Annotated in this window: 17 protein-coding genes; all 17 read right to left on the minus strand. The window is 68.5% G+C overall.

Annotated elements, in window-relative coordinates:
• Nucleotide 1: 1 nt before the first annotated feature.
• The 17 genes from KV203_RS15470 to KV203_RS15550 all read right to left on the minus strand — a co-directional run bounded on the left by KV203_RS15470 (nucleotide 2) and on the right by KV203_RS15550 (nucleotide 18073).
• Complete coding sequence (locus tag KV203_RS15470) at nucleotides 2-640, minus strand: DUF305 domain-containing protein (RefSeq protein ID WP_306303594.1); 639 nt, start codon at nucleotides 638-640, stop codon at nucleotides 2-4.
• A complete protein-coding gene (locus tag KV203_RS15475; protein WP_066472870.1) occupies nucleotides 630-2186 on the minus strand; it encodes an LVIVD repeat-containing protein in 1557 nt (518 codons plus the stop codon). The genes KV203_RS15470 and KV203_RS15475 overlap by 11 nt, the downstream gene beginning before the upstream one ends.
• An 88-nt stretch (nucleotides 2187-2274) precedes the next feature.
• The gene (gene hpf / locus KV203_RS15480; RefSeq protein ID WP_066472873.1) at nucleotides 2275-2952 is read right to left on the minus strand and encodes a ribosome hibernation-promoting factor, HPF/YfiA family; all 678 of its coding nucleotides are present in this window, start codon (nucleotides 2950-2952) and stop codon (nucleotides 2275-2277) included.
• 170 nt (nucleotides 2953-3122) lie between these two features.
• Nucleotides 3123-3791: a ComF family protein gene (locus KV203_RS15485; protein ID WP_066472875.1), complete on the minus strand. Its 669-nt coding sequence runs from the start codon at nucleotides 3789-3791 to the stop codon at nucleotides 3123-3125.
• A 38-nt stretch (nucleotides 3792-3829) separates the two neighbouring features.
• On the minus strand, nucleotides 3830-5611 hold the full coding sequence (gene lpqB, locus KV203_RS15490; RefSeq protein WP_373279243.1) for an MtrAB system accessory lipoprotein LpqB: 1782 nt from the start codon (nucleotides 5609-5611) through the stop codon (nucleotides 3830-3832).
• A complete protein-coding gene (mtrB, locus tag KV203_RS15495) occupies nucleotides 5608-7326 on the minus strand; it encodes an MtrAB system histidine kinase MtrB (RefSeq protein ID WP_083530223.1) in 1719 nt (572 codons plus the stop codon). Before mtrB ends, lpqB begins: the two co-directional genes overlap by 4 nt.
• Nucleotides 7327-7357: 31 nt before the next feature.
• Nucleotides 7358-8035 carry an MtrAB system response regulator MtrA gene (mtrA, locus tag KV203_RS15500; RefSeq protein WP_066472878.1) on the minus strand — a complete coding sequence of 226 codons (678 nt, stop codon included), beginning with the start codon at nucleotides 8033-8035 and terminating at the stop codon, nucleotides 7358-7360.
• A 12-nt stretch (nucleotides 8036-8047) separates the two neighbouring features.
• Nucleotides 8048-8701 (minus strand): dTMP kinase, encoded by a 654-nt coding sequence (locus KV203_RS15505; RefSeq protein ID WP_066472884.1) that lies wholly within the window; start codon nucleotides 8699-8701, stop codon nucleotides 8048-8050.
• Nucleotides 8702-8713: 12 nt separating this feature from the next.
• Nucleotides 8714-10186, minus strand: coding sequence for an adenosylhomocysteinase (ahcY, locus tag KV203_RS15510; protein WP_066472887.1), 1473 nt, complete (start codon nucleotides 10184-10186; stop codon nucleotides 8714-8716).
• A 42-nt stretch (nucleotides 10187-10228) separates the two neighbouring features.
• The gene (locus tag KV203_RS15515; protein ID WP_066472890.1) at nucleotides 10229-10897 is read right to left on the minus strand and encodes a TetR/AcrR family transcriptional regulator; all 669 of its coding nucleotides are present in this window, start codon (nucleotides 10895-10897) and stop codon (nucleotides 10229-10231) included.
• A 5-nt stretch (nucleotides 10898-10902) separates the two neighbouring features.
• On the minus strand, nucleotides 10903-11085 hold the full coding sequence (locus KV203_RS15520) for a rubredoxin (protein ID WP_066472898.1): 183 nt from the start codon (nucleotides 11083-11085) through the stop codon (nucleotides 10903-10905).
• Nucleotides 11082-11270: a rubredoxin gene (locus KV203_RS15525; protein ID WP_066472901.1), complete on the minus strand. Its 189-nt coding sequence runs from the start codon at nucleotides 11268-11270 to the stop codon at nucleotides 11082-11084. Before KV203_RS15525 ends, KV203_RS15520 begins: the two co-directional genes overlap by 4 nt.
• Complete coding sequence (locus KV203_RS15530; RefSeq protein ID WP_066472904.1) at nucleotides 11267-12547, minus strand: alkane 1-monooxygenase; 1281 nt, start codon at nucleotides 12545-12547, stop codon at nucleotides 11267-11269. The genes KV203_RS15525 and KV203_RS15530 overlap by 4 nt, the downstream gene beginning before the upstream one ends.
• A 97-nt stretch (nucleotides 12548-12644) precedes the next feature.
• Entirely contained in the window at nucleotides 12645-14129 is a 1485-nt protein-coding gene (locus tag KV203_RS15535) for an amino acid permease (protein ID WP_066472907.1), read from the minus strand.
• Nucleotides 14130-14288: 159 nt separating this feature from the next.
• Nucleotides 14289-15521, minus strand: coding sequence for a mannose-6-phosphate isomerase, class I (gene manA, locus KV203_RS15540; RefSeq protein ID WP_066472913.1), 1233 nt, complete (start codon nucleotides 15519-15521; stop codon nucleotides 14289-14291).
• Nucleotides 15522-16649 (minus strand): tobH protein, encoded by a 1128-nt coding sequence (locus KV203_RS15545; protein WP_066473031.1) that lies wholly within the window; start codon nucleotides 16647-16649, stop codon nucleotides 15522-15524.
• Nucleotides 16650-16693: 44 nt separating this feature from the next.
• A complete protein-coding gene (locus tag KV203_RS15550) occupies nucleotides 16694-18073 on the minus strand; it encodes a phosphomannomutase/phosphoglucomutase (RefSeq protein ID WP_066473034.1) in 1380 nt (459 codons plus the stop codon).
• Nucleotides 18074-18084: the final 11 nt, after the last annotated feature.

Genomic DNA, 18084 nt, shown 5'->3' on the forward strand with positions numbered 1-18084 from the left:
GCTACGGATACGTCAGCGGTTGTGCCCCGCGGACCGCCAGCATCGCCAGCATCACGCCGATCTCGTTGCCCTGATCGGCGACCATGCCGCGGGCGACGTTTCGAATCGGCTCGATGTCCACGCCCGCGACCGCCGCGCGGGCCATCTCGATGCCGCCGCGGTGGTGCCGGATCATCAACTGCAGGAAGCGGATCTCGGCATCGGTACCGCGGGCATCCGCCAACGCCGCGATGTCGTCGGTGCTGGCCATCCCCGGCATCGACGCGCCCATCTCGTGCTCGGCGCCGCCGTGCATCCACCGCATCTGTTCGGCACCGACCGCGGGCTCCCCGGTCAACGACAACCAGCCGCGCATCGTGGCGATCTCGGCGCTCTGCGATACCGCCATCCGATCGGCCAACCCACGCAGCACCGGATCGCAGTCCCGAGTCAGCGCCGCGGTCAGGCGCAACGCCTGCTCGTGATGCACCGACATGTCCTGGGCGAAGCCGACATCGATGTCGGACAACCGGATCCCGTCGGCATCGGGTGCCCGCAGGGTCTGCAACCACATCCCGGCGAGCAGCCCGAGCGCCGCGGCCAGCAGCAGCAGCGGTGCCCGGCGGACCGCCGCCGACCGCGCCACCGAACTACGAACCAATGGTCGAATCCTGGTCGGCCGGTGGCTGATACACCCCGTTGTCGAGTTGCAGCGCCAGGAAACCGTTGTCGTTGCAGGTGGTCCAGATCTGACTACCGTGGAAGTTGGGCGGCGCCGAGCACCAATCCGTCGACAGGTCGCCGAGCGCGACCTGGCCGGTCCGCGGTCCGAGCGCTTGTGCCGGGTCGAACTTCCCGGCGCCGATCGCTTGGACCATCGGCAGGAAGTCGAACAACGGGACACCGGCGATCGACGCCACCGCGTGCGCCGAATTGGTCAGCTGCAGATTCTTCCCGGTCTGTGCCGGCGGGTTGTAGTACGCGATCTCGTGGATGTTCGCCGGATCGCGAATGTCGAACACCCGGATTCCGGCGGAGAACCACGAACAGGCGAGCGCGGTCGGGTCGGCCGGCCGGTCCACCGTGCAGTAGTGCGCCTCGTAGGCGAAAACCGAGCCGCCGGAGGCAGATCGGATGTTGCTGTCGATATTCTCCGGCAGGTTGACCTCCAGCTTGATCTTCTGCACGACCCGAGCTCGGGTCGGATCGGCGACATCGAACAGCTTCACCCCGCCGGAGCCTGCCTCGTCGACCGTGTAGAAGAACGGCTTTCCGGCATACGTGACCGGAATGCTGTGCTGATTGAAGTGTCCGTCGGTCCACAGATAGGTGGACAGCTGCGGCACAACCGGATTCGGATCGCGGCGCTGGATCGCGCTGATGTCGAAGATCGACAACCCGCCGATGTTCGACAGGTACATCTGATTGCCGTCCGGGGTGATGCCGAAGCCGTGCCCGGACAGCCCGTGCAGGCCCTGCCAGATCACCCGCGGCCGGCTCGGGTCACGCACATCGATCGCCGAGACGAAGCCCGGCGCGACGCCACTCGCCCAGTAGGTGTTCCCGTCCGGGGAGAATCCGCCCTCGTGCGACAGGATCGGCAGCGGTTGCAGCGGATCGGTGCCCGGCCCCGGGTTGAGCAGCCGCGGATGGGCGCAGTCGGAGATGTCGTAGATCGAGAAATATCCCACGCCCTGCACCGCCGGCACCGAGGTGGCGGCGAGCAACTTGCGCGCCTTGTTCACCTTGAGCGTCTCCCAGGTGCCGGTCACCATCGCCGGCTCGGTGAGCGACGCGGTCGGCACCGGATTGCGCGGGTCGGACACGTCGAGCACCTGCACGCCGGGGGAGGGTGCAAGAAAGTTGCCGGGGAACAGGGTGCCGGTGTACGAGCAGTGGTCGTAGGTGGCCGATACGATCGCGCCGCCCCGCTCCTGGTGGCCACCGAGCAGCGACATGTTGCAGCGGTAACCGGCCGTGCTGCGCCCACTCAACCGATCCTCGGCCGGAACATCCCCCTGCAGACCGGATTCCGGCAGCGACCCGGGTCCGCAGTCGGCCCGGCCGACGGCGGTGGTGCCGACTTCGAAGGAGGTGAACGTTTCCGCAGCGGTAGCCGGTGGAACTCCGGCGAACAAGAGCAATCCGGCGAGCACGACCAGAACGTGACCGGCGCGGGTGGTGAACCCGGTATGGGTGACGGACATTGCACACACATCCCCACGCCGCACTCCGATGAGCGGCGACGCTCAGTCTACGCCGAGCGCCGCCGCCGGTCGGGTCGGATTCGGGAACTCAGGTGAGCCGGATCAGCCCGTAGTCGAAGGCATGCCGTCGGTACACCACCGACGGCCGGTCGGACTCGCTGTCATGGAACAGGAAGAAGTCGTGGCCGACCAATTCCATCTGGTAGAGCGCGTCGTCGACGGTCATCGGCACTGCCGAATGCACTTTCTTGCGCACGATCCGGCCGGGCCCGGCCTCGGGCCACTCGGACTCGTCCGGCTCGACCGCCGCGGCCTGGGCCTCCGCCGCCTCGAACTGGATCAACGCGGCGGTCGCCTGCGCGACCGACACCGGTGTCTTTTCCCCATGGTGGACCCGCCGACGATCCTTGTGCCGACGCAACCGGCTCTCCAGCTTTGCGGTCGCCGATTCCAGCGCCGCGTAAAAGCTGTCTGCACACGCCTCGGCTCGTACTACCGGACCTCGTCCGCGCGCGGTGATCTCCACTCGCTGGCAGCGGTCACGTTGTCGCCGGTTGCGTTCGTGGAACAACTCGACATCGAACAGATAGACCGCCGGGTCGAAGCGTTCCAGGCGATAGAGCTTTTCGGCGACGTAGGTTCGGAAATGTTCTGGCACTTCGACATTACGACCCTTGACCACGATCTCTGCGTGCTGGGTTTCGCTGTCTGCCAAGGATTCGCCGGTGCTTTCGTCGAACACCGAGAATGGAGAAAAAGTTGTCACGGTACCTCCCGTATTTCGGGTCCGCCGCACCCTCGTCGGCGCGGCGTCTCGTATGGAATGCGCCGAAAGGGCCGATCCGCCCGGCGCCAGGTGCGAGAGCATCACCTCCTGCCGAATTTCATCGGGTGTGGAGCCGACGGTAGTCGGTCAACCCCGCCGCCGCCATCCGTTCAGGCATTTGTCGGCCTACTCGCAGCACAGATCGCCAGGACCGCGGTCACCGGGGTGCCGGACCGGCGGAGCACCCGAATCGACTCCGCCGCGGTCGCCCCGGTGGTGAGCACGTCGTCGACGAGCACCACATTCGCGGCGGGTGGTATCGGCACCGGCCGCCGGATCACCCGGCCGGCCAGATTGGCTTCCCGTTGCGCTGCCGACAGGCCGACCGAATCCCGGGTTGTCCACCCGGCTCGCAGCGCGACCGCCGGCGCGGCCCGCCGGGTGTGCCGGGCCGCGACCGCAGCCATCCGAGCGACCGGGTCGCCGCCGCGTTGCCGGGCCGCCCGCCGCCGGGTCGGCGCGGGCACCAGCACCAGCGGCGCGAGTTCCGGTGGATCGAGCTCACCGGCCTCGCGGAGCGCGGCCAGCCCGGCGGCCAGGGCCCGCCCGAGCGGCTCGGCCAGATCTCGCCGGCCACGTTCCTTGGCAGCGAGGACGGCCTGCCGGCGCGGGCCGGAGTATCCGCCGAGCGCCCAACACGGCGCCGCCGGGCCGGACCGGGCCGGCACGCGCACCGGGCCGCCGGCGAGCGTAACCGCACAGGCCGGGCACCACCCCGAACCGGCTGCGCCACAGCCGGCGCAGTCCAGCGGCAGGATCAGATCCAGCAAGGTCCACATGCCGGTCAGTGTGCGTCTCGGTACCGACAGCGCAGCGATCAGCCGGGTAGCACTGGCACAGCCTGTCCGCCGGTCAGTCCCCGCACCTCCCGCCAGAAGCGGTCTCGTTCGGGCTCGCCGGTATCCAGCCGGAACACCGCCCGCGAATCGGCGACGTAGATCGTGCCCGGCACGGCGGATACGGTGCCGACCGGCGGGGTCAGGTTCTGCCCGGGCAGCGGGTCGCGGCGCGAACCGTCCACCGGAACGGTGGTCACCGGGTTCTCGCTGGCCGACTGGGCCAGCACCACGCTCTCCCCCGAACTCCAGTCGAGGGCGGTGACCGCGGCACCCAGACCGACCGCGATCGGCCGGGGGCTGGTCACCGAATATCCGCCGTCCGGTGACCGCACCACGACGGCGACGTAGGCCTTACCGTCGATGATCAAGGCAGCTCGTACCCCGTCCCGGGACAACCGGAGTTCGGTGATCTGCCGACCGAGCGGGATCAGCGCGGTGGTGTCGGTCTCGGCCACCGATACCTGACCGGTGCTCATGTCGCGGACCGCCCGGATCACCCGGGTCCCGTCGACCACCGCCCACGCCGAGCCGTTGTCGGGCGCCCAGGTCGGGCGAGTGATCGTCGCGCCTTGGGCGACCGGGAAGGGCTGGCCGTCGTAGGAGCCGACCAGGAGCGTGTCGGCCGGCTCCGGCGCCGGAAGACCGGTGTCCGCGACCGCCGCGATCAAGCTGGTGTCCCGCGACACCGCGACCGAACGAAGATTGCGGGCGGACCCGAAGACGCCGGGGATCGGCGTCGGCACGTCGTCGACCACGGACACCAGAGCACCGCCCCGCAGGGCGTGCAGTTGGGCCGCACCCGCCGCCACCCCCTGCGGATTCATCGCGGCCACATCCGCCGTGGTCCAGCTGTCCGCGTGCTGGTCGTCGAGCGGCTTGCCGTCGGCCAGCAACACGTACGGCCCGGAGACGTCGGCGTTGGCCAAGGTCCAGACGACCTGCGCGGCAAGCAGATCCCGGCGCCGATGATCCAACTCGGCGATTCCCCCGAAGTCGATCCGGATTCCGCCCAGGCCGATCCCGACCGAGCTGGTCCGGCCGTCCGCCTTGGTGATCGGACCGCGCACCGACACCGGGCCGTCCAGCATGTTGTGGACGGCCGGCGCCAACGCCGCCTTCGGCCCGTCGATCAGCAGGCCGATCAGCTGGGTGGCGAGCTGATCCCGACCGACCGAAACCCAGCGCGGATCGGCCACCGTGGTGGTGTCCGACGGGTCGACGAAATAAATCGACCGGGACTTGTAGGACTCCCGGAACCGCTCGCTGTCCAGCACCACACCGTCGGGCAACTGATCGATCCGCCACTGGTCGTTTTCCCGACGGAGCACGAACTTGGATTCGTAACTACCTTCTTCGGACAGGTAGATGCCGCCGGCCTGCAACTGGCCGACCCGGGTGCCGCGGATCAGGAAGCCGATCCGGTCGTCGGTCCGGGGATCGGTGGGCAACACGTCGATCCGGTCCACGATCACCGTCCCGGCCGAATCGTCCCATTTCGCCGTCGCCTCCGCGGTGAGGTACTGCCGGCCGCCCAGGTGCCGGTTCGCCGGATCGCCGACCGCGGCGAAGAAGTCCCGCAACAGCAGGTCCGGTTCCCGACCGGGAATGGGCTGGACGATGGTCCGGCTCGGCGGCTCGCGCTCGATCGTGCCGATCGCCTCCGGAGTGGACGAGTCGGGCAGGCTGGCACAGCCGGTCAGCGTCGACCAGCACACCAGAGTGCCGATGACCAGCCGAATCCCGCACGACGGCACGTTCACCGGGAGCTACCGTCCCGGTCGGCATCCGCAGCCACCACCGCCACCACCGCTCGGACATCGGCGGGCTCGCCCCCCTTCCGCAGCGGGCCGACCGGCTCGGTCCGCACCGCCGGCGGCTCCGGACTGCGCCCGCCGGCGGGCTTGAGCGGCAACGGATTGCCGTAGATCGGCTGTCGGCGTTTCAACGGCAGGGTGAGCCGGAAACACGAACCTTCGCCGGGCTCACCCCACGCCTCCAGCCGGCCGCCGTGCAGATGCGCGTCCTCGACGCTGATCGCCAGCCCGAGACCGGACCCGCCGGACCGCCGGACCCGGGACGGATCGGCCCGCCAGAACCGGTTGAACACCAATTTCTCCTCCCCCGGGCGCAACCCGACCCCCTGGTCCCGGACGACCACGGCGACCGCGGTCTCGTTGGCCCGAAGCCGGATCAACACCGGCTTGCCCTCGCCGTGATCGATCGCGTTGGCCAGCAGGTTGCGCAGAATCCGCTCGACCCGGCGCGGCTCGATGTCCGCGTTCACCGGCTCCGCCGGCATGTCGACGATCAGCTCGGTGTCGGCTTCGCTGGCGATGTGGCGCACGGTGGTCACCGCCCCCCGCACGCACAGCCGCACATCGGCTCGCTCCAGGGAGAGATCGGCCACCCCGGCGTCGTGCCGACTGATCTCCAGCAGGTCGCCGAGCAACGACTCGAACCGATCCAGCTCGGCGACCATGATCTCCGACGACCGACGCAGGATCGGATCGAACTCGTCGGCGGCACCATGGATCACCGCCGCGGCCATCTGCACCGTGGTCAGCGGGGTACGCAGCTCGTGGCTCACGTCCGAGGTGAACCGGCGCTGCAGGTTGCCGTACTCCTCCAGCTGGCGCATCTGGACGGAGAGACTCTCCGCCATCTCGTTGAACGACATCGCCAACCGGGCCATGTCGTCCTCGCCCCGCACCATCATCCGCTCTTTGAGCCGGCCCTCGGCGAACCGCATCGCGATCCGCGACGCCGACCGGATCGGCAGCACCACCTGTCGCGCCACCAGCATCGCGATCGCCGCCAACAGCACCAACAGCACCGCACCGCCGATCAACATGGTGCCGCGCATCAGCGCCAGCGTCTTCGCCTCACCGGCCAGCGGAAAAACCAGGTACAGCTCGAGCGTCGCCACATCGGAGACGGTCGGGCTCCCGACGATCAGCGCCGGTCCCACATAGCCGTCCGGGTCGTTCACCTGGGTGAACTGCCGACTTACCTGACCCTGCTGGACGAACCGACGCAGCTCCTCGGGGATCTGGTCGGCCGGACCGCTGCTCGTGGGGGACAGCGGTGCCGCATCGGACGCGATGAGCACGGAATCGAAGCTGCCGGCCGACCCGGCGGACTGCCCGGCGACGCCTTCGGTGAGCGCCCCCCGGGCGCTGTCGAGCCGGGTCTTCAGGGTGGAGCCGTCGTCGCTGGCGTTGAGCTGACTCTGCACCGTGATCCGCGCCCGGTCCACCTCCTCGGTCGCTGCGTTGACCTTCGCCTCCAGCAGCCGATCGGTGATCTGACTGGTCAGCACGACCCCGAGCACCGCGATCACGATCAACGACAGCGTCAGGGTGGACACCACGACGCGCAACTGCAGCGACCGGCGCCACACCTGCCCGAACCGCAACGACGCCTTCTGCGCCGAGTGCACGAGGGGAGCCAACGCGACGTTGACCCGCCGGCGCATCCGCCGCAGGCTGCTCACTGCCCGGCCCGGATCACGGCGGTCCGGCCTTGTAGCCGACCCCCCGTACCGTGAGCACCACTTCGGGATTTTCCGGGTCCCGTTCGACCTTGGCGCGCAACCGCTGCACGTGTACGTTCACCAGCCGGGTGTCGGCGGCATGCCGATAACCCCAGACCTGCTCCAGCAGCACCTCCCGGGTGAAGACCTGCCGCGGCTTACGCGCCAACGCGACCAACAAGTCGAACTCCAACGGAGTCAACGAGATCGGCACCCCATCCCGCGCGACCTTGTGCGCCGGAACGTCGATCACGACGTCGGCGATCGCCAGCAACTCGGCCGGCTCGTCCTCGGTCCGGCGCAGCCGCGCACGAACCCGCGCGACCAGTTCCTTCGGCTTGAACGGCTTCACGATGTAGTCGTCTGCGCCGGACTCCAGCCCGAGCACGACGTCGACCGTGTCCGTCTTCGCGGTCAGCATCACAATCGGCACCCCGGAGTCTGCGCGCAACACCCGGCATACATCGATGCCGTTCATTCCGGGCAGCATCAGGTCCAGCAATACCAGATCCGGTCGCAGATCGCGGACCGCAGACAGGGCGAGCGTGCCGTCGCCGACCACGTGCGGTTCGAAGCCCTCCCCACGCAGCACGATCGTCAGCATCTCCGCGAGCGCCGTATCGTCGTCGACCACCAGAATGCGTGACTTCATTCCCCTATCGTGTCATCCTCGGTCGATGGTCCGGCTAGCCACGCCGCCGAGACGTGCGGCCAGCGCCGCCGGATCGTCCCCCGGGCCGGCGGTCCACCAGGTGCCGTACCAGTTCCGAGCAGCAAGATTGCGGTACACCGCGTCGGTGCGCGCCTGCAGGCCTGTGTCGCGTTCATATGCATCCAGTGTGCGCGCTTCCCGGCGTTCTCGTCCACGTGCTCGTTCGCCGGCCAGCTCCACCGGCACCGCGAGCAGCAGGTGCACGTCCGGCCGGGGCAGCTGTAGCCGGCCGAATTCCAGCTCGGCCACCCACCCGACCACCTCGCCGGCACCGTCCTGGTGCAGCCGAGCCGCGCTGTACGCCGCGTTGGACGCCACGTAGCGATCCAACAGGACGACGTCGTACGTGGCGGCGAGCTCGGCGAGCCGATCCCGGGCGCCGGCTCGGTCCAACGCGAACAGCACTGCCATCGCGTGCACCGAGCCGGCCAGGTCGCCGTGTCGGCCGTGCAGGGCCTCGGCGGCGAGATCGGCATGCACCGACTCGCCGTACCGCGGAAACGCCAGGGTAGCCACCCGCAGTCCGTCCGCACGTAACCGCTCGACCACCGCCGCGGTCAGCGTGCGCTTGCCGGAACCGTCCAGGCCTTCGACCGCGACCAGCATGCCCGGCGGATCTCAGTACCGGTAGTGCTCGGGCTTGTACGGACCCTCCACGTCCACGCCGATGTACTCGGCTTGCTCCTTGGTCAGCTTGGTCAGCTGACCGCCCAGTGCCTCGACGTGGATTCGGGCCACCTTCTCGTCCAGGATCTTCGGCAGGCGGTACACCTCGTTGTCGTACTGCTCCGGCTTGGTCCACAGCTCGATCTGCGCGATCACCTGGTTGGAGAAGCTGTTGCTCATCACGAACGACGGATGCCCGGTCGCATTGCCCAGGTTCAGCAGCCGCCCCTCGGACAGCACGATGATCGAGCGACCGGTATCGAAGGTCCACTGGTCGACCTGCGGCTTGATGTTCAGCCGCGTAGCCCCGGACCGCTCCAGCGCCGCCATCTGGATCTCGTCGTCGAAGTGACCGATGTTGCCCAGGATCGCCTGGTCTTTCATCGCCCGCATGTGCTCCAGGGTGATGATGTCCTTGTTACCGGTCGAGGTGATCACGATGTCGGCGGTGGGAATCGCCTCGTCGGTGGTGACCACGTCGAAACCGTCCATCAGCGCCTGCAGCGCGTTGATCGGATCGATCTCGGTGACCTGCACCCGGGCACCCTGCCCGGCCAGCGACTCGGCGCAGCCCTTGCCGACGTCGCCGTACCCGCAGATCAGTATCTTCTTGCCGCCGATCAGCACGTCGGTGCCGCGATTGATCCCGTCGACCAGCGAATGCCGGGTGCCGTACTTGTTGTCGAACTTGGACTTGGTCACCGAATCGTTGACGTTGATCGCCGGGAACGTCAGATCACCGGCGGCGGCGAACTGGTAGAGCCGCAGCACACCGGTGGTCGTCTCTTCGGTCACCCCGCGAACCGCGGCCGCGATCTTCGTCCACTTGGTGGCGTCGGTCGCGAACTGCCGACGCAACAGGTCCAGGATGACGTTGTATTCGGCCGAGTTGTCCTCCGACGCCGGCGGCACCACGCCGGCCTGCTCGAACTGGGCACCGCGCAGCACCAGCAGGGTGGCATCGCCGCCGTCGTCGAGGATCATGTTCGCCGGCGCGTCCGGGTCCGGCCAGGTGAGCATCTGCTCGGCGCACCACCAGTACTGCTCCAGCGTCTCGCCTTTCCACGCGAACACCGGCGTGCCCCGGGGCTCGTCGACGGTGCCGGCGGGCCCGACCACCACGGCCGCGGCCGCATGATCCTGGGTGGAGAAGATATTGCAGGAGGCCCACCGGACCTCCGCACCGAGCGCGACCAAGGTCTCGATCAGCACCGCGGTCTGGATGGTCATATGCAACGAGCCGGAGATCCGCGCCCCCTGCAGCGGCTGCACGTCGGCGTACTCGCGGCGGAGTGCCATCAGACCGGGCATCTCGTGCTCGGCCAGCCGGATCTCCTTGCGACCGAACTCGGCAAGCGAGAGATCGGCTACTTTGTAGTCGATTCCGTTGCGTCGGTCGGCCTCGAGCACAGTCGTTGTCGTCACGTGAATCCCATCATTGCCTAGTCAGCGGACGTCCCGCTCAGGCTATCGGGTTCGGTCCGCAGCTCCCCCGCTGCCCTGCTCGCCGGCCGTCGGCTGCGGCCCGGCGACCAGCTGTTCGACGAACGGGGCGAGCACCAGAGCAAGTTCGCCCGGCACATCCTGATCCGGGCGGGGTGGCGCCGGGATGAAACTGAGCGCGATCCGGACCAGAGCCCGGGCCAGCGCACCAGCTTCGGCAACCGGCGCCCGCACCCAGGATTCGACGAAGGTGCGGGTGAGCCGGTCGGCCGCCCGGTCGACCAGTGGCTCGCTGTCCAGCGTGATCAACCGGAGCAGATCCAACTTCACCTCGCCGGTGAGCAACGATTGGATCAGCGGGTCTTCGGCCGCATCGATGAAGAAGTTGGTCAGACCGTCACGCACGGCGGCACGCGGGTCGCCGACGTTGAGCCAGATCGCCGCCTCCACGTGATCGACCAGCTGATCGGCCAACCGCAGCGCGTAGGCCTGGGCCAGACCGGCCCGAGAACCGAACTCCTTGTACAAGGTCTGCCGGCTGACCCCGGCGCGCCCGGCGACGTCGCCGAGCGTGATCCGCGACCAGTCCCGCTCCCCGAGCAATTCGCGCATCGCGTCCAGAATCGAGGTACGCAGCAGGGCGCGCGCTGCTTCGGGATAGCTGACCCGCGGGTTCGGGCTCGGCGACGCCATATCGGTCAGGTCCGCTCGATCTCGACCATGAAGAAGTCCGACTTCGCGGCGCCGCAATCCGGGCAGCTCCAATCGTCGGGAATATCGGTCCAGCGGGTACCCGGCTCGATTCCGTCCTCCGGCCAGCCCAGTGCCTCGTCGTACTCGAAGCCACACTGGGCGCACTGCCAGAGTTTGTACTCGTTCATCGCTTGTCTCCTCGGACGTCCGCGTGCACCGGCTCGAAATCCAGCTTCTCCCGAACCCCGCAGTCCGGGCAACACCAGTCGTCGGGCACCTGGTCCCAACCGGTCCCGGCCGGGAACCCCTCCCGCGGGGCACCCGTCGTCTCGTCGTAGACGTAGTCGCAGACCGGGCAACGATACGCGCTCACCGATTCTCCGCCGGTCCGGTATCGACCGCACCGGGCCGGCCGTAGGTTGCGAGGATCTTGTCCCGCTTGGCCGGATGGATGTTCGCCCGGGTGATGTCACCGTCGTAGTGCGATAGCACCCGGTGGTCCATCACGCGGCGCCAGATCGGCGGGAAGTAGCTGAGCGTGATCATGCTCGCGTACCCGCTGGGCAGGTTCGGCGCACCGTCCCAGCTGCGCAGGGTCTGATACCGCCGGGTCGGATAAGCGTGGTGGTCGCTGTGCCGCTGCAGGTGGTACAGGAAGATGTTGGTCACGATGTGGTCGGAGTTCCAGCTGTGCACCGGCGCCGGCCGTTCGTACCGGCCACTCGGCGTCTTCTGCCGGACCAGGCCGTAATGCTCGAGGTAGTTCACCGACTCCAGCAGACCGAACCCCATCACCGCCTGGATCACCAGCAGCGGCAACACCGACCAGCCGAAGATCGCGACCAGCACCGCGTACAGCACCGCCGACATCAACCAGGCCGACAGCACCTCGTTCTTGATCGTCCACGGCCCTTTGTGCAGCCGGGCCAACCGGGTCTTCTCCAGCTTCCAGGACGAACGAAGGCTGCCGATCACCGTCCGCGGCAGGAACCTCCAGAACGTCTCACCGATCCGCGAACTGGCCGGGTCCTCCGGGGTCGCCACCCGGACGTGATGGCCGCGATTGTGCTCGATATAGAAGTGCCCGTAGCAGGTCTGCATCAGCGCGACCCGGGACAGCCAGCGTTCCAGGTCCACCTTCTTGTGGCCCAGCTCGTGGGCGGTGTTGATCGCGATGCCACCGATCACGCCGATCGTCAGGAACAGGCCGATCTTGTTGACCAGCAGCAGGCCCGTGTCGGCCGGGAAGCCGAGCCAGGTCAGGTTCGTCGAGGTGGCCAGATAACAGGCGAACACCAGGCTGGCGTACTGGAAGGGCAGGTACAGGTAGGTGAGGTAGCGGTAGTACCGGTCGTTCTCCAGATACTCCATCACCTCGTCCGGCGGGTTGTCGCCGTCCGGACCGAAGAAGATGTCCGCGAGCGGGATGACGACGTAGACCAGCAACGGCCCGAGCCAGAGCGGGATCTGCGCAACGGTGTGCCAACCGAACTGGTTGAGCACCCACATCAGCGGGATACCGATCGTGAACAGACCGGTCGGGGCGAACAAACCCCACAGCCACAGGTACCGCTTGCCGTCTCGCCAGGCCGGCAGCTCCGGCTCGGCCCCGGTCGGCTCGCCGACGCCCGGTTCGGTGTACGTAGACATTGTCGTCTCTCCCATCGACCGGCTGGCCCACCGCACTGTGAGCCAGCACACTCACCAGGATGACGATACGACTTAATTTGTATTTTGTCGATACAAATCAACTCGAATGTAAACCACCTCGCCGGCCGAGCACCGAATGCGAGCGGCTGTAGGCGAAGTAGACGGCGAGCCCGATCATCAACCACGCGAGGAAGCGCAGCCAGGTCTCCACCGACAGGTTGATCATCAGCCACAAGCAGGCCAGGACCGAGAGGATCGGGACGACCGGAACGAACGGCACCCGGAACCCGCGCGGCAGGTCCGGCCGGGTACGGCGCAGCACGATCACGCCGATCGACACCACGACGAACGCCGCGAGCGTGCCGATGTTGACCATCTCCTCCAAGGTGCCGATCGGCAGGAAGCCGGCGAGCAACACCGACACGATGCCGACCAGCACGGTGCTGCGCACCGGGGTGCCGCGCCGACTGGTCTGGGCGAACACCCGGGGCATCAGGCCATCGCGGGCCATCGCGAACAGCACTCGGGTCTGTCCCAGATACAACACCGTCACCACGGTGGTCAGGCCGGCCAGCGCGCCGACCGAGATCACATTTTTCGCCCAGGTCACGCCGTGGATCTCGAATGCGGTGGCGAGCGTGGACTGGCCGGACAGCTCGGTGTACGGCACCATCCCGGTCAGCACCAGGGTGACCGCCACGTAGAGCACGGTCACGATGGCCAGCGAACCGAGGATGCCGCGCGGCAGGGTGCGCTGCGGATCCTTGGCCTCCTCCGCCGTCGTCGCCACGATGTCGAAACCGATGAACGCGAAGAACACCAGGCCGGCGGCGGCGAGCAGGCCGTACCAGCCGAAGGTGCTGGTGCCCGCGCCGGTGATCCAGGACAGCAACGTCTGGTGCAATCCCTGGTCGACGTCGCCGGGCTGCGAATCCGGGACGAACGGGGTGTAGTTGTCGGTGTCGATATAGGTGGCGCCCAACACGATCACCAACAGCACGACCGAGATCTTGATCGCCACGATCACCGCGGAGACCCGGGACGACAGTTTGGTCCCGGTCGCCAGCAAGAAGCCGACCGCGATCAGCACCAAGACTGCAGCCCAATCGAATTCGATCCCGCCGAGGTGCACGACGGGCGATATCCCGGTCAGCACCTCGCCCAGATAGAGCGACCAGCCCTTGGCCACCACCGCAGCGGCCAGGGTGAACTCGAGGATCAGGTCCCAGCCGATGATCCAGGCGATCAGCTCACCGAAGGTGGCGTAGGCGAAGGTGTAGGCACTGCCCGCGACCGGCACGCTGGAGGCGAACTCGGCGTAGCAGAGGGCGGCCAGGCCGCAGGCGACCGCGGCCAGCACGAACGCCACCGAGACCGACGGCCCGGCCACGTTTCCGGCGGTCCGCGCGGTGAGGGTGAAGATCCCGGCACCGATCACCACCGCGACACCGAATACGGTGAGATCCCACGCGGTCAGCTCGCGTTTGAGTTTTGCGTCCGGCTCGTCGGTGTCGAGGATCGACTGCTCGATCGACTTGGTCCGCAGCAGCGGGTTGCGCCGCCCGCTCGATTCCGTGTTCATCAGCCGTCCCCACACCCAGGCGCAGCCCCGTCGCCGCGACACTGCAGGGAGCGTAGTTCTCCGCCGCCGTCTTGCCGCACCGTTTTTCGGTTCCCGCACCGGACTTTGCCGCAGATTTTCGGTGCGGTAACGCAACGGTGATGCGGGACCGGCGAGCGGCTACCGCGTGGCAGCCGGATCGCCGACCGCGGCGCAGAATACCTGGCTTCCGGCGGCGCCGGCCCGGGCGGTGACCGCGGGATCGCCGGCGGCGATCCACGCCGCCTGACCGGGGGTACACACGAGCCGGTCGGCACCCGAGGACAACTCCACCGAGCCGGCCGTGCACAACACGATCGCCGGGCCCGGCGCGGGCATCCCGACCGCGGACGCAGCGGCCGGCACGTCCACCCGGCTCAACGCGAACTCGACGGCGGGCGTTCGATATCGGACGGCACCGTCGGCGAGCTGATCGGTGCCGACCCGGATCGGCGCGGGCAGCGGCTGGAAATCCAACACCCGCAGCAGCTCCGGCACGTCCATGTGCTTGGGCGTGAGTCCACCCCGCAACACGTTGTCCGAGTTCGCCATGATCTCCACGCCCAGACCGTGCAGATAGGCATGCAGATTTCCGGCGCCCAGATACAGCCCCTCGCCGGGGGCCAGACACACCCGGTTCAGCAGCAGTGCGGCGAGCACCCCGGCGTCGTCGGGATACGCATCGGCCAGTTGACAGACGGTCTGGATCTCGGCCTCGAACTCTCCCCCAGCCCGGCTGAGATAGCGTTCGCCGCCGGCCACCACCTGCGGAACCAGCCGGGCGAGGGCACCCGACGGCAAGGTGATCCAGGTGGTGAAGACGGCGCGCAAACCGCTGGCGTCCGGTTGCCCGGCGAGCAGATCGGCATAGATCGACAGTTCGGCGACATCCAGCGCGCGCAACAGCTCCAGCGTCCGGGTCGGCTCGCGGAACCCCGCCAGCGCGTCGAACGGTTCCAGCGCGACCACCAGCTCCGGCTTGTGGCTCGCGTCCCGGTAGTTGCGTTCCGGCGAGCCCAGCGCGACACCGAGCCGGTTTTCCCGGGCGAATCCGGCGAAGGCCTGAGCTGCACTCGGATGTGCTTGCAGCGACAGCGGTTCGGCCGCGGCCAGCACCTTCAGCAAGAAGGGCAACCGGTCGTCGAACCGATCGGCGACCGCCGCGCCCAGCTCGTGGTCCGGATCCTGGCTGATGGCCGTCAGCAGCGAGCGACGGCCGTCCGGGCCGATCAGCTCGGCGGGATCGGCCGGGTGAGCGCCGAACCACAGCTCCGCCTCCGGATGAGCCGACGGAACGGGCCGGCCGCACAACCCGGCGAGCGCTGTTCGCGAACCCCACGCGTAGTGACGGAGCGCACCCTCGAGTCGGTGCACCTAAGGTTCTCCCTTTCCACCGGCCTGCCCGCTACCTTCGACCAGGCGAAGATACACCGCGGCCAGCTCCAGTCGGACGCTCAATGTCGCGAGCTGTTCCACCGGGGTGCCGGGTCCCGACGCGTCACCCGGTGCACCGGGCGGCGACTCTTCGACAACCACCGACACCACCTCGGCGTCGTCGAACCGGGCGATCCGGCGGCGCACCGACAGCGGATCGTCGCTCGTGCTCATGACGAACAACCGGGCCGGCTGTCCGGGCGCCGGGCCGTCCAGCTCCTCGTCGTGGAACAGCGGATCGAACCCCGGCGGTCGGTCGGCCGCGGTCACCACATCCGCCGCGGCGAGCGCATCGACCAGATCGAGCCCGGCCGCCACCCGACCCGCGCATCGGGCGAGCACTTCCACCCCGTGCCGGGCCACCACCGCCGCGGCCGCGTCGTCCCCGGACAGCATCACCCGGCGATTCTGCATGCGCGCGGCGAGCGACTTCGCCGGGTTGTGGAATACCTCGTTGCCCGGGCGATCTCGCATCGCCTCCGCATCGAGCGCATCCGCGAGCCGGCCCAGGTCGGGCAACAGCGCTCGATTGCGACCGCCGTCCACCGCGGCCAACACACCGAGACCGGCAGCAAGGTAGCGCGACAACGTGTTGTGATCGGGCACCGGCACCCGAGCCGGCAGCAGCACGGCCCGGCCGGACCCGGCAACGCGGAGCGGCCCGTCCGCCGGAGCGGCGACCACCACTTCGGCGCCGTGCCGCAACGCTCGGTCGACCGACTCCGCCAGGCTCAGGTCGCCCGCGTCGTCCCCGGCGACCAACACGACGTCCAGTGGACCGATCCAGGACGGGGTCGCGGTGGCCGGCACGATCGGCAGACTCACCCGATCGGCGAGGGCGGCGGACAGCAGCGCCGCAGCGCGCGCCGGCCGGCCCGATCCGGACACCAACACCACACTGCGCGGCCGCAGGTCGGCCAGCCGGCCGGCCGTCGATTCGGCGATGTCACCGGCGATCGCGCGGACCTGCGCGCCGGCCGATGCCGCGCTGCGCAACGCCCCGGTCGTATCAGCGGCTTCGAGCGAGTCGACATCATCGAGATCCACGACCGGCGAAAGGGCGGTCATCACGCACACACCTCCCGCAGGCATCCTGGAACCCACTATGTCAGCTATTCCCGGACGATGCGCAAAATCTCGTCCACCAGCGCGTCGACCTCGGCATCGGTACGCGCCTCGACGTTGAGCCGGAGCAAAGGTTCGGTGTTCGACGGGCGCAGGTTGAACCAGGCGCCGGCCGCGAGGTTACCGGTAACCCCGTCCAGCCGATCGACCGACTGCAGCCGGGAGCCGAAGGCGGATACCACGGCCGCCGTGCGTTCGGCTGCGTCGGTCACGGTGGAGTTGATCTCCCCGGAACAGCTGTAACGGTCGTAGGCCGTGGTGAGCTGCGACAGCGGCAGATCCTTCGACCCGAGCGCCGCAAGAACATGCAGTGCCGCGAGCATGCCCGAGTCGGCACCCCAGAAGTCGCGGAAGTAATAGTGGGCGGAGTGTTCGCCGCCGAACACCGCCCCGGTCGCCGCCATCTGCTGCTTGATGAACGAATGCCCGACCCGGGTGCGCACCGGCTTCCCGCCGAGTTCGGCCACCAACTCGGGCACCGCGCGCGAGGTGATCAGGTTGTGGATGATCGTGGCGCCCGGTTCGACGGTCAGCTCACGCTCGGCCACCAGGGCCGCGATCGCCGACGGCGACACCGGCTCCCCGCGTTCGTCGACCACGAAGCAACGGTCCGCGTCACCGTCGAAGGCCAGTCCGATGTCCGCGCCGGTCTCGACGACGAACCGCTGCAGATCCACCAGGTTCGCCGGATCCAGCGGGTTCGCCTCGTGGTTCGGGAAGGTGCCGTCCAGCTCGAAGTACAGCGGCTCCACGGTCAGCGGCAACCCCGCCGCACCGAGTACCGCGGGCACCGTGTAGCCGGCCATGCCGTTCCCCGCATCGACGGCAACCCGCAGCGGGCGGATGCCGGACAGGTCCACCCGCTCGTGCAGGAACGTCGCGTAATCGGCGAGCACGTTGCGCTCGGTGCGCACGCCGGGCGCACCGGCATACGCCGGCACCCCGGCCACGACGTCGCGCGCGATCTGGGCCAGGCCGGTGTCCTGACCGACCGGTTTCGCAGCCGCGCGGCACAGCTTGATCCCGTTGTAGGCGGCCGGATTGTGGCTCGCGGTGAACATCGCACCCGGGCAATCGAGCGCACCGGAGGCGAAGTAGAGCTGGTCGGTGGACGCCAGCCCGATCGCCACCACGTCCAGCCCCTGCGTTAGCACACCGGCGCCGAACGCCGCAGCGAGCCCCGGCGAGGAGGCCCGCATGTCGTGCCCGATCGCCACCTGGCGCGCGCCTTCCGTCTGAACCAGCCGGGCGAACGCGGCGCCGACAGCGGCCACGAACGACTCGTCGATCTGCGCGCCGACGATGCCACGGATGTCGTAGGCCTTGACGACGGTGTCGACCAGCGCTTCGGTGGGTGCCTGGATCATGATCAACACCT

It is taken from the genome of Skermania piniformis, assembly GCF_019285775.1.
GTDB classification, from domain to species: Bacteria; Actinomycetota; Actinomycetes; order Mycobacteriales; family Mycobacteriaceae; genus Skermania; species Skermania pinensis.

Coding starts and splice junctions, on each gene's coding strand:
- KV203_RS15520 (WP_066472898.1), bottom strand. CDS start 11,085: ATGAACGAGTACAAACTCTGGCAGTGCGCCCAGTGTGGCTTCGAGTAC.
- KV203_RS15535 (WP_066472907.1), bottom strand. CDS start 14,129: ATGAACACGGAATCGAGCGGGCGGCGCAACCCGCTGCTGCGGACCAAG.
- KV203_RS15550 (WP_066473034.1), bottom strand. CDS start 18,073: ATGATCCAGGCACCCACCGAAGCGCTGGTCGACACCGTCGTCAAGGCC.
- KV203_RS15485 (WP_066472875.1), bottom strand. CDS start 3,791: ATGTGGACCTTGCTGGATCTGATCCTGCCGCTGGACTGCGCCGGCTGT.
- KV203_RS15530 (WP_066472904.1), bottom strand. CDS start 12,547: ATGTCTACGTACACCGAACCGGGCGTCGGCGAGCCGACCGGGGCCGAG.
- mtrA (WP_066472878.1), bottom strand. CDS start 8,035: ATGAAGTCACGCATTCTGGTGGTCGACGACGATACGGCGCTCGCGGAG.
- KV203_RS15515 (WP_066472890.1), bottom strand. CDS start 10,897: ATGGCGTCGCCGAGCCCGAACCCGCGGGTCAGCTATCCCGAAGCAGCG.
- KV203_RS15545 (WP_066473031.1), bottom strand. CDS start 16,649: ATGACCGCCCTTTCGCCGGTCGTGGATCTCGATGATGTCGACTCGCTC.
- KV203_RS15505 (WP_066472884.1), bottom strand. CDS start 8,701: ATGCTGGTCGCGGTCGAAGGCCTGGACGGTTCCGGCAAGCGCACGCTG.
- KV203_RS15475 (WP_066472870.1), bottom strand. CDS start 2,186: ATGTCCGTCACCCATACCGGGTTCACCACCCGCGCCGGTCACGTTCTG.
- mtrB (WP_083530223.1), bottom strand. CDS start 7,326: ATGCGCCGGCGGGTCAACGTCGCGTTGGCTCCCCTCGTGCACTCGGCG.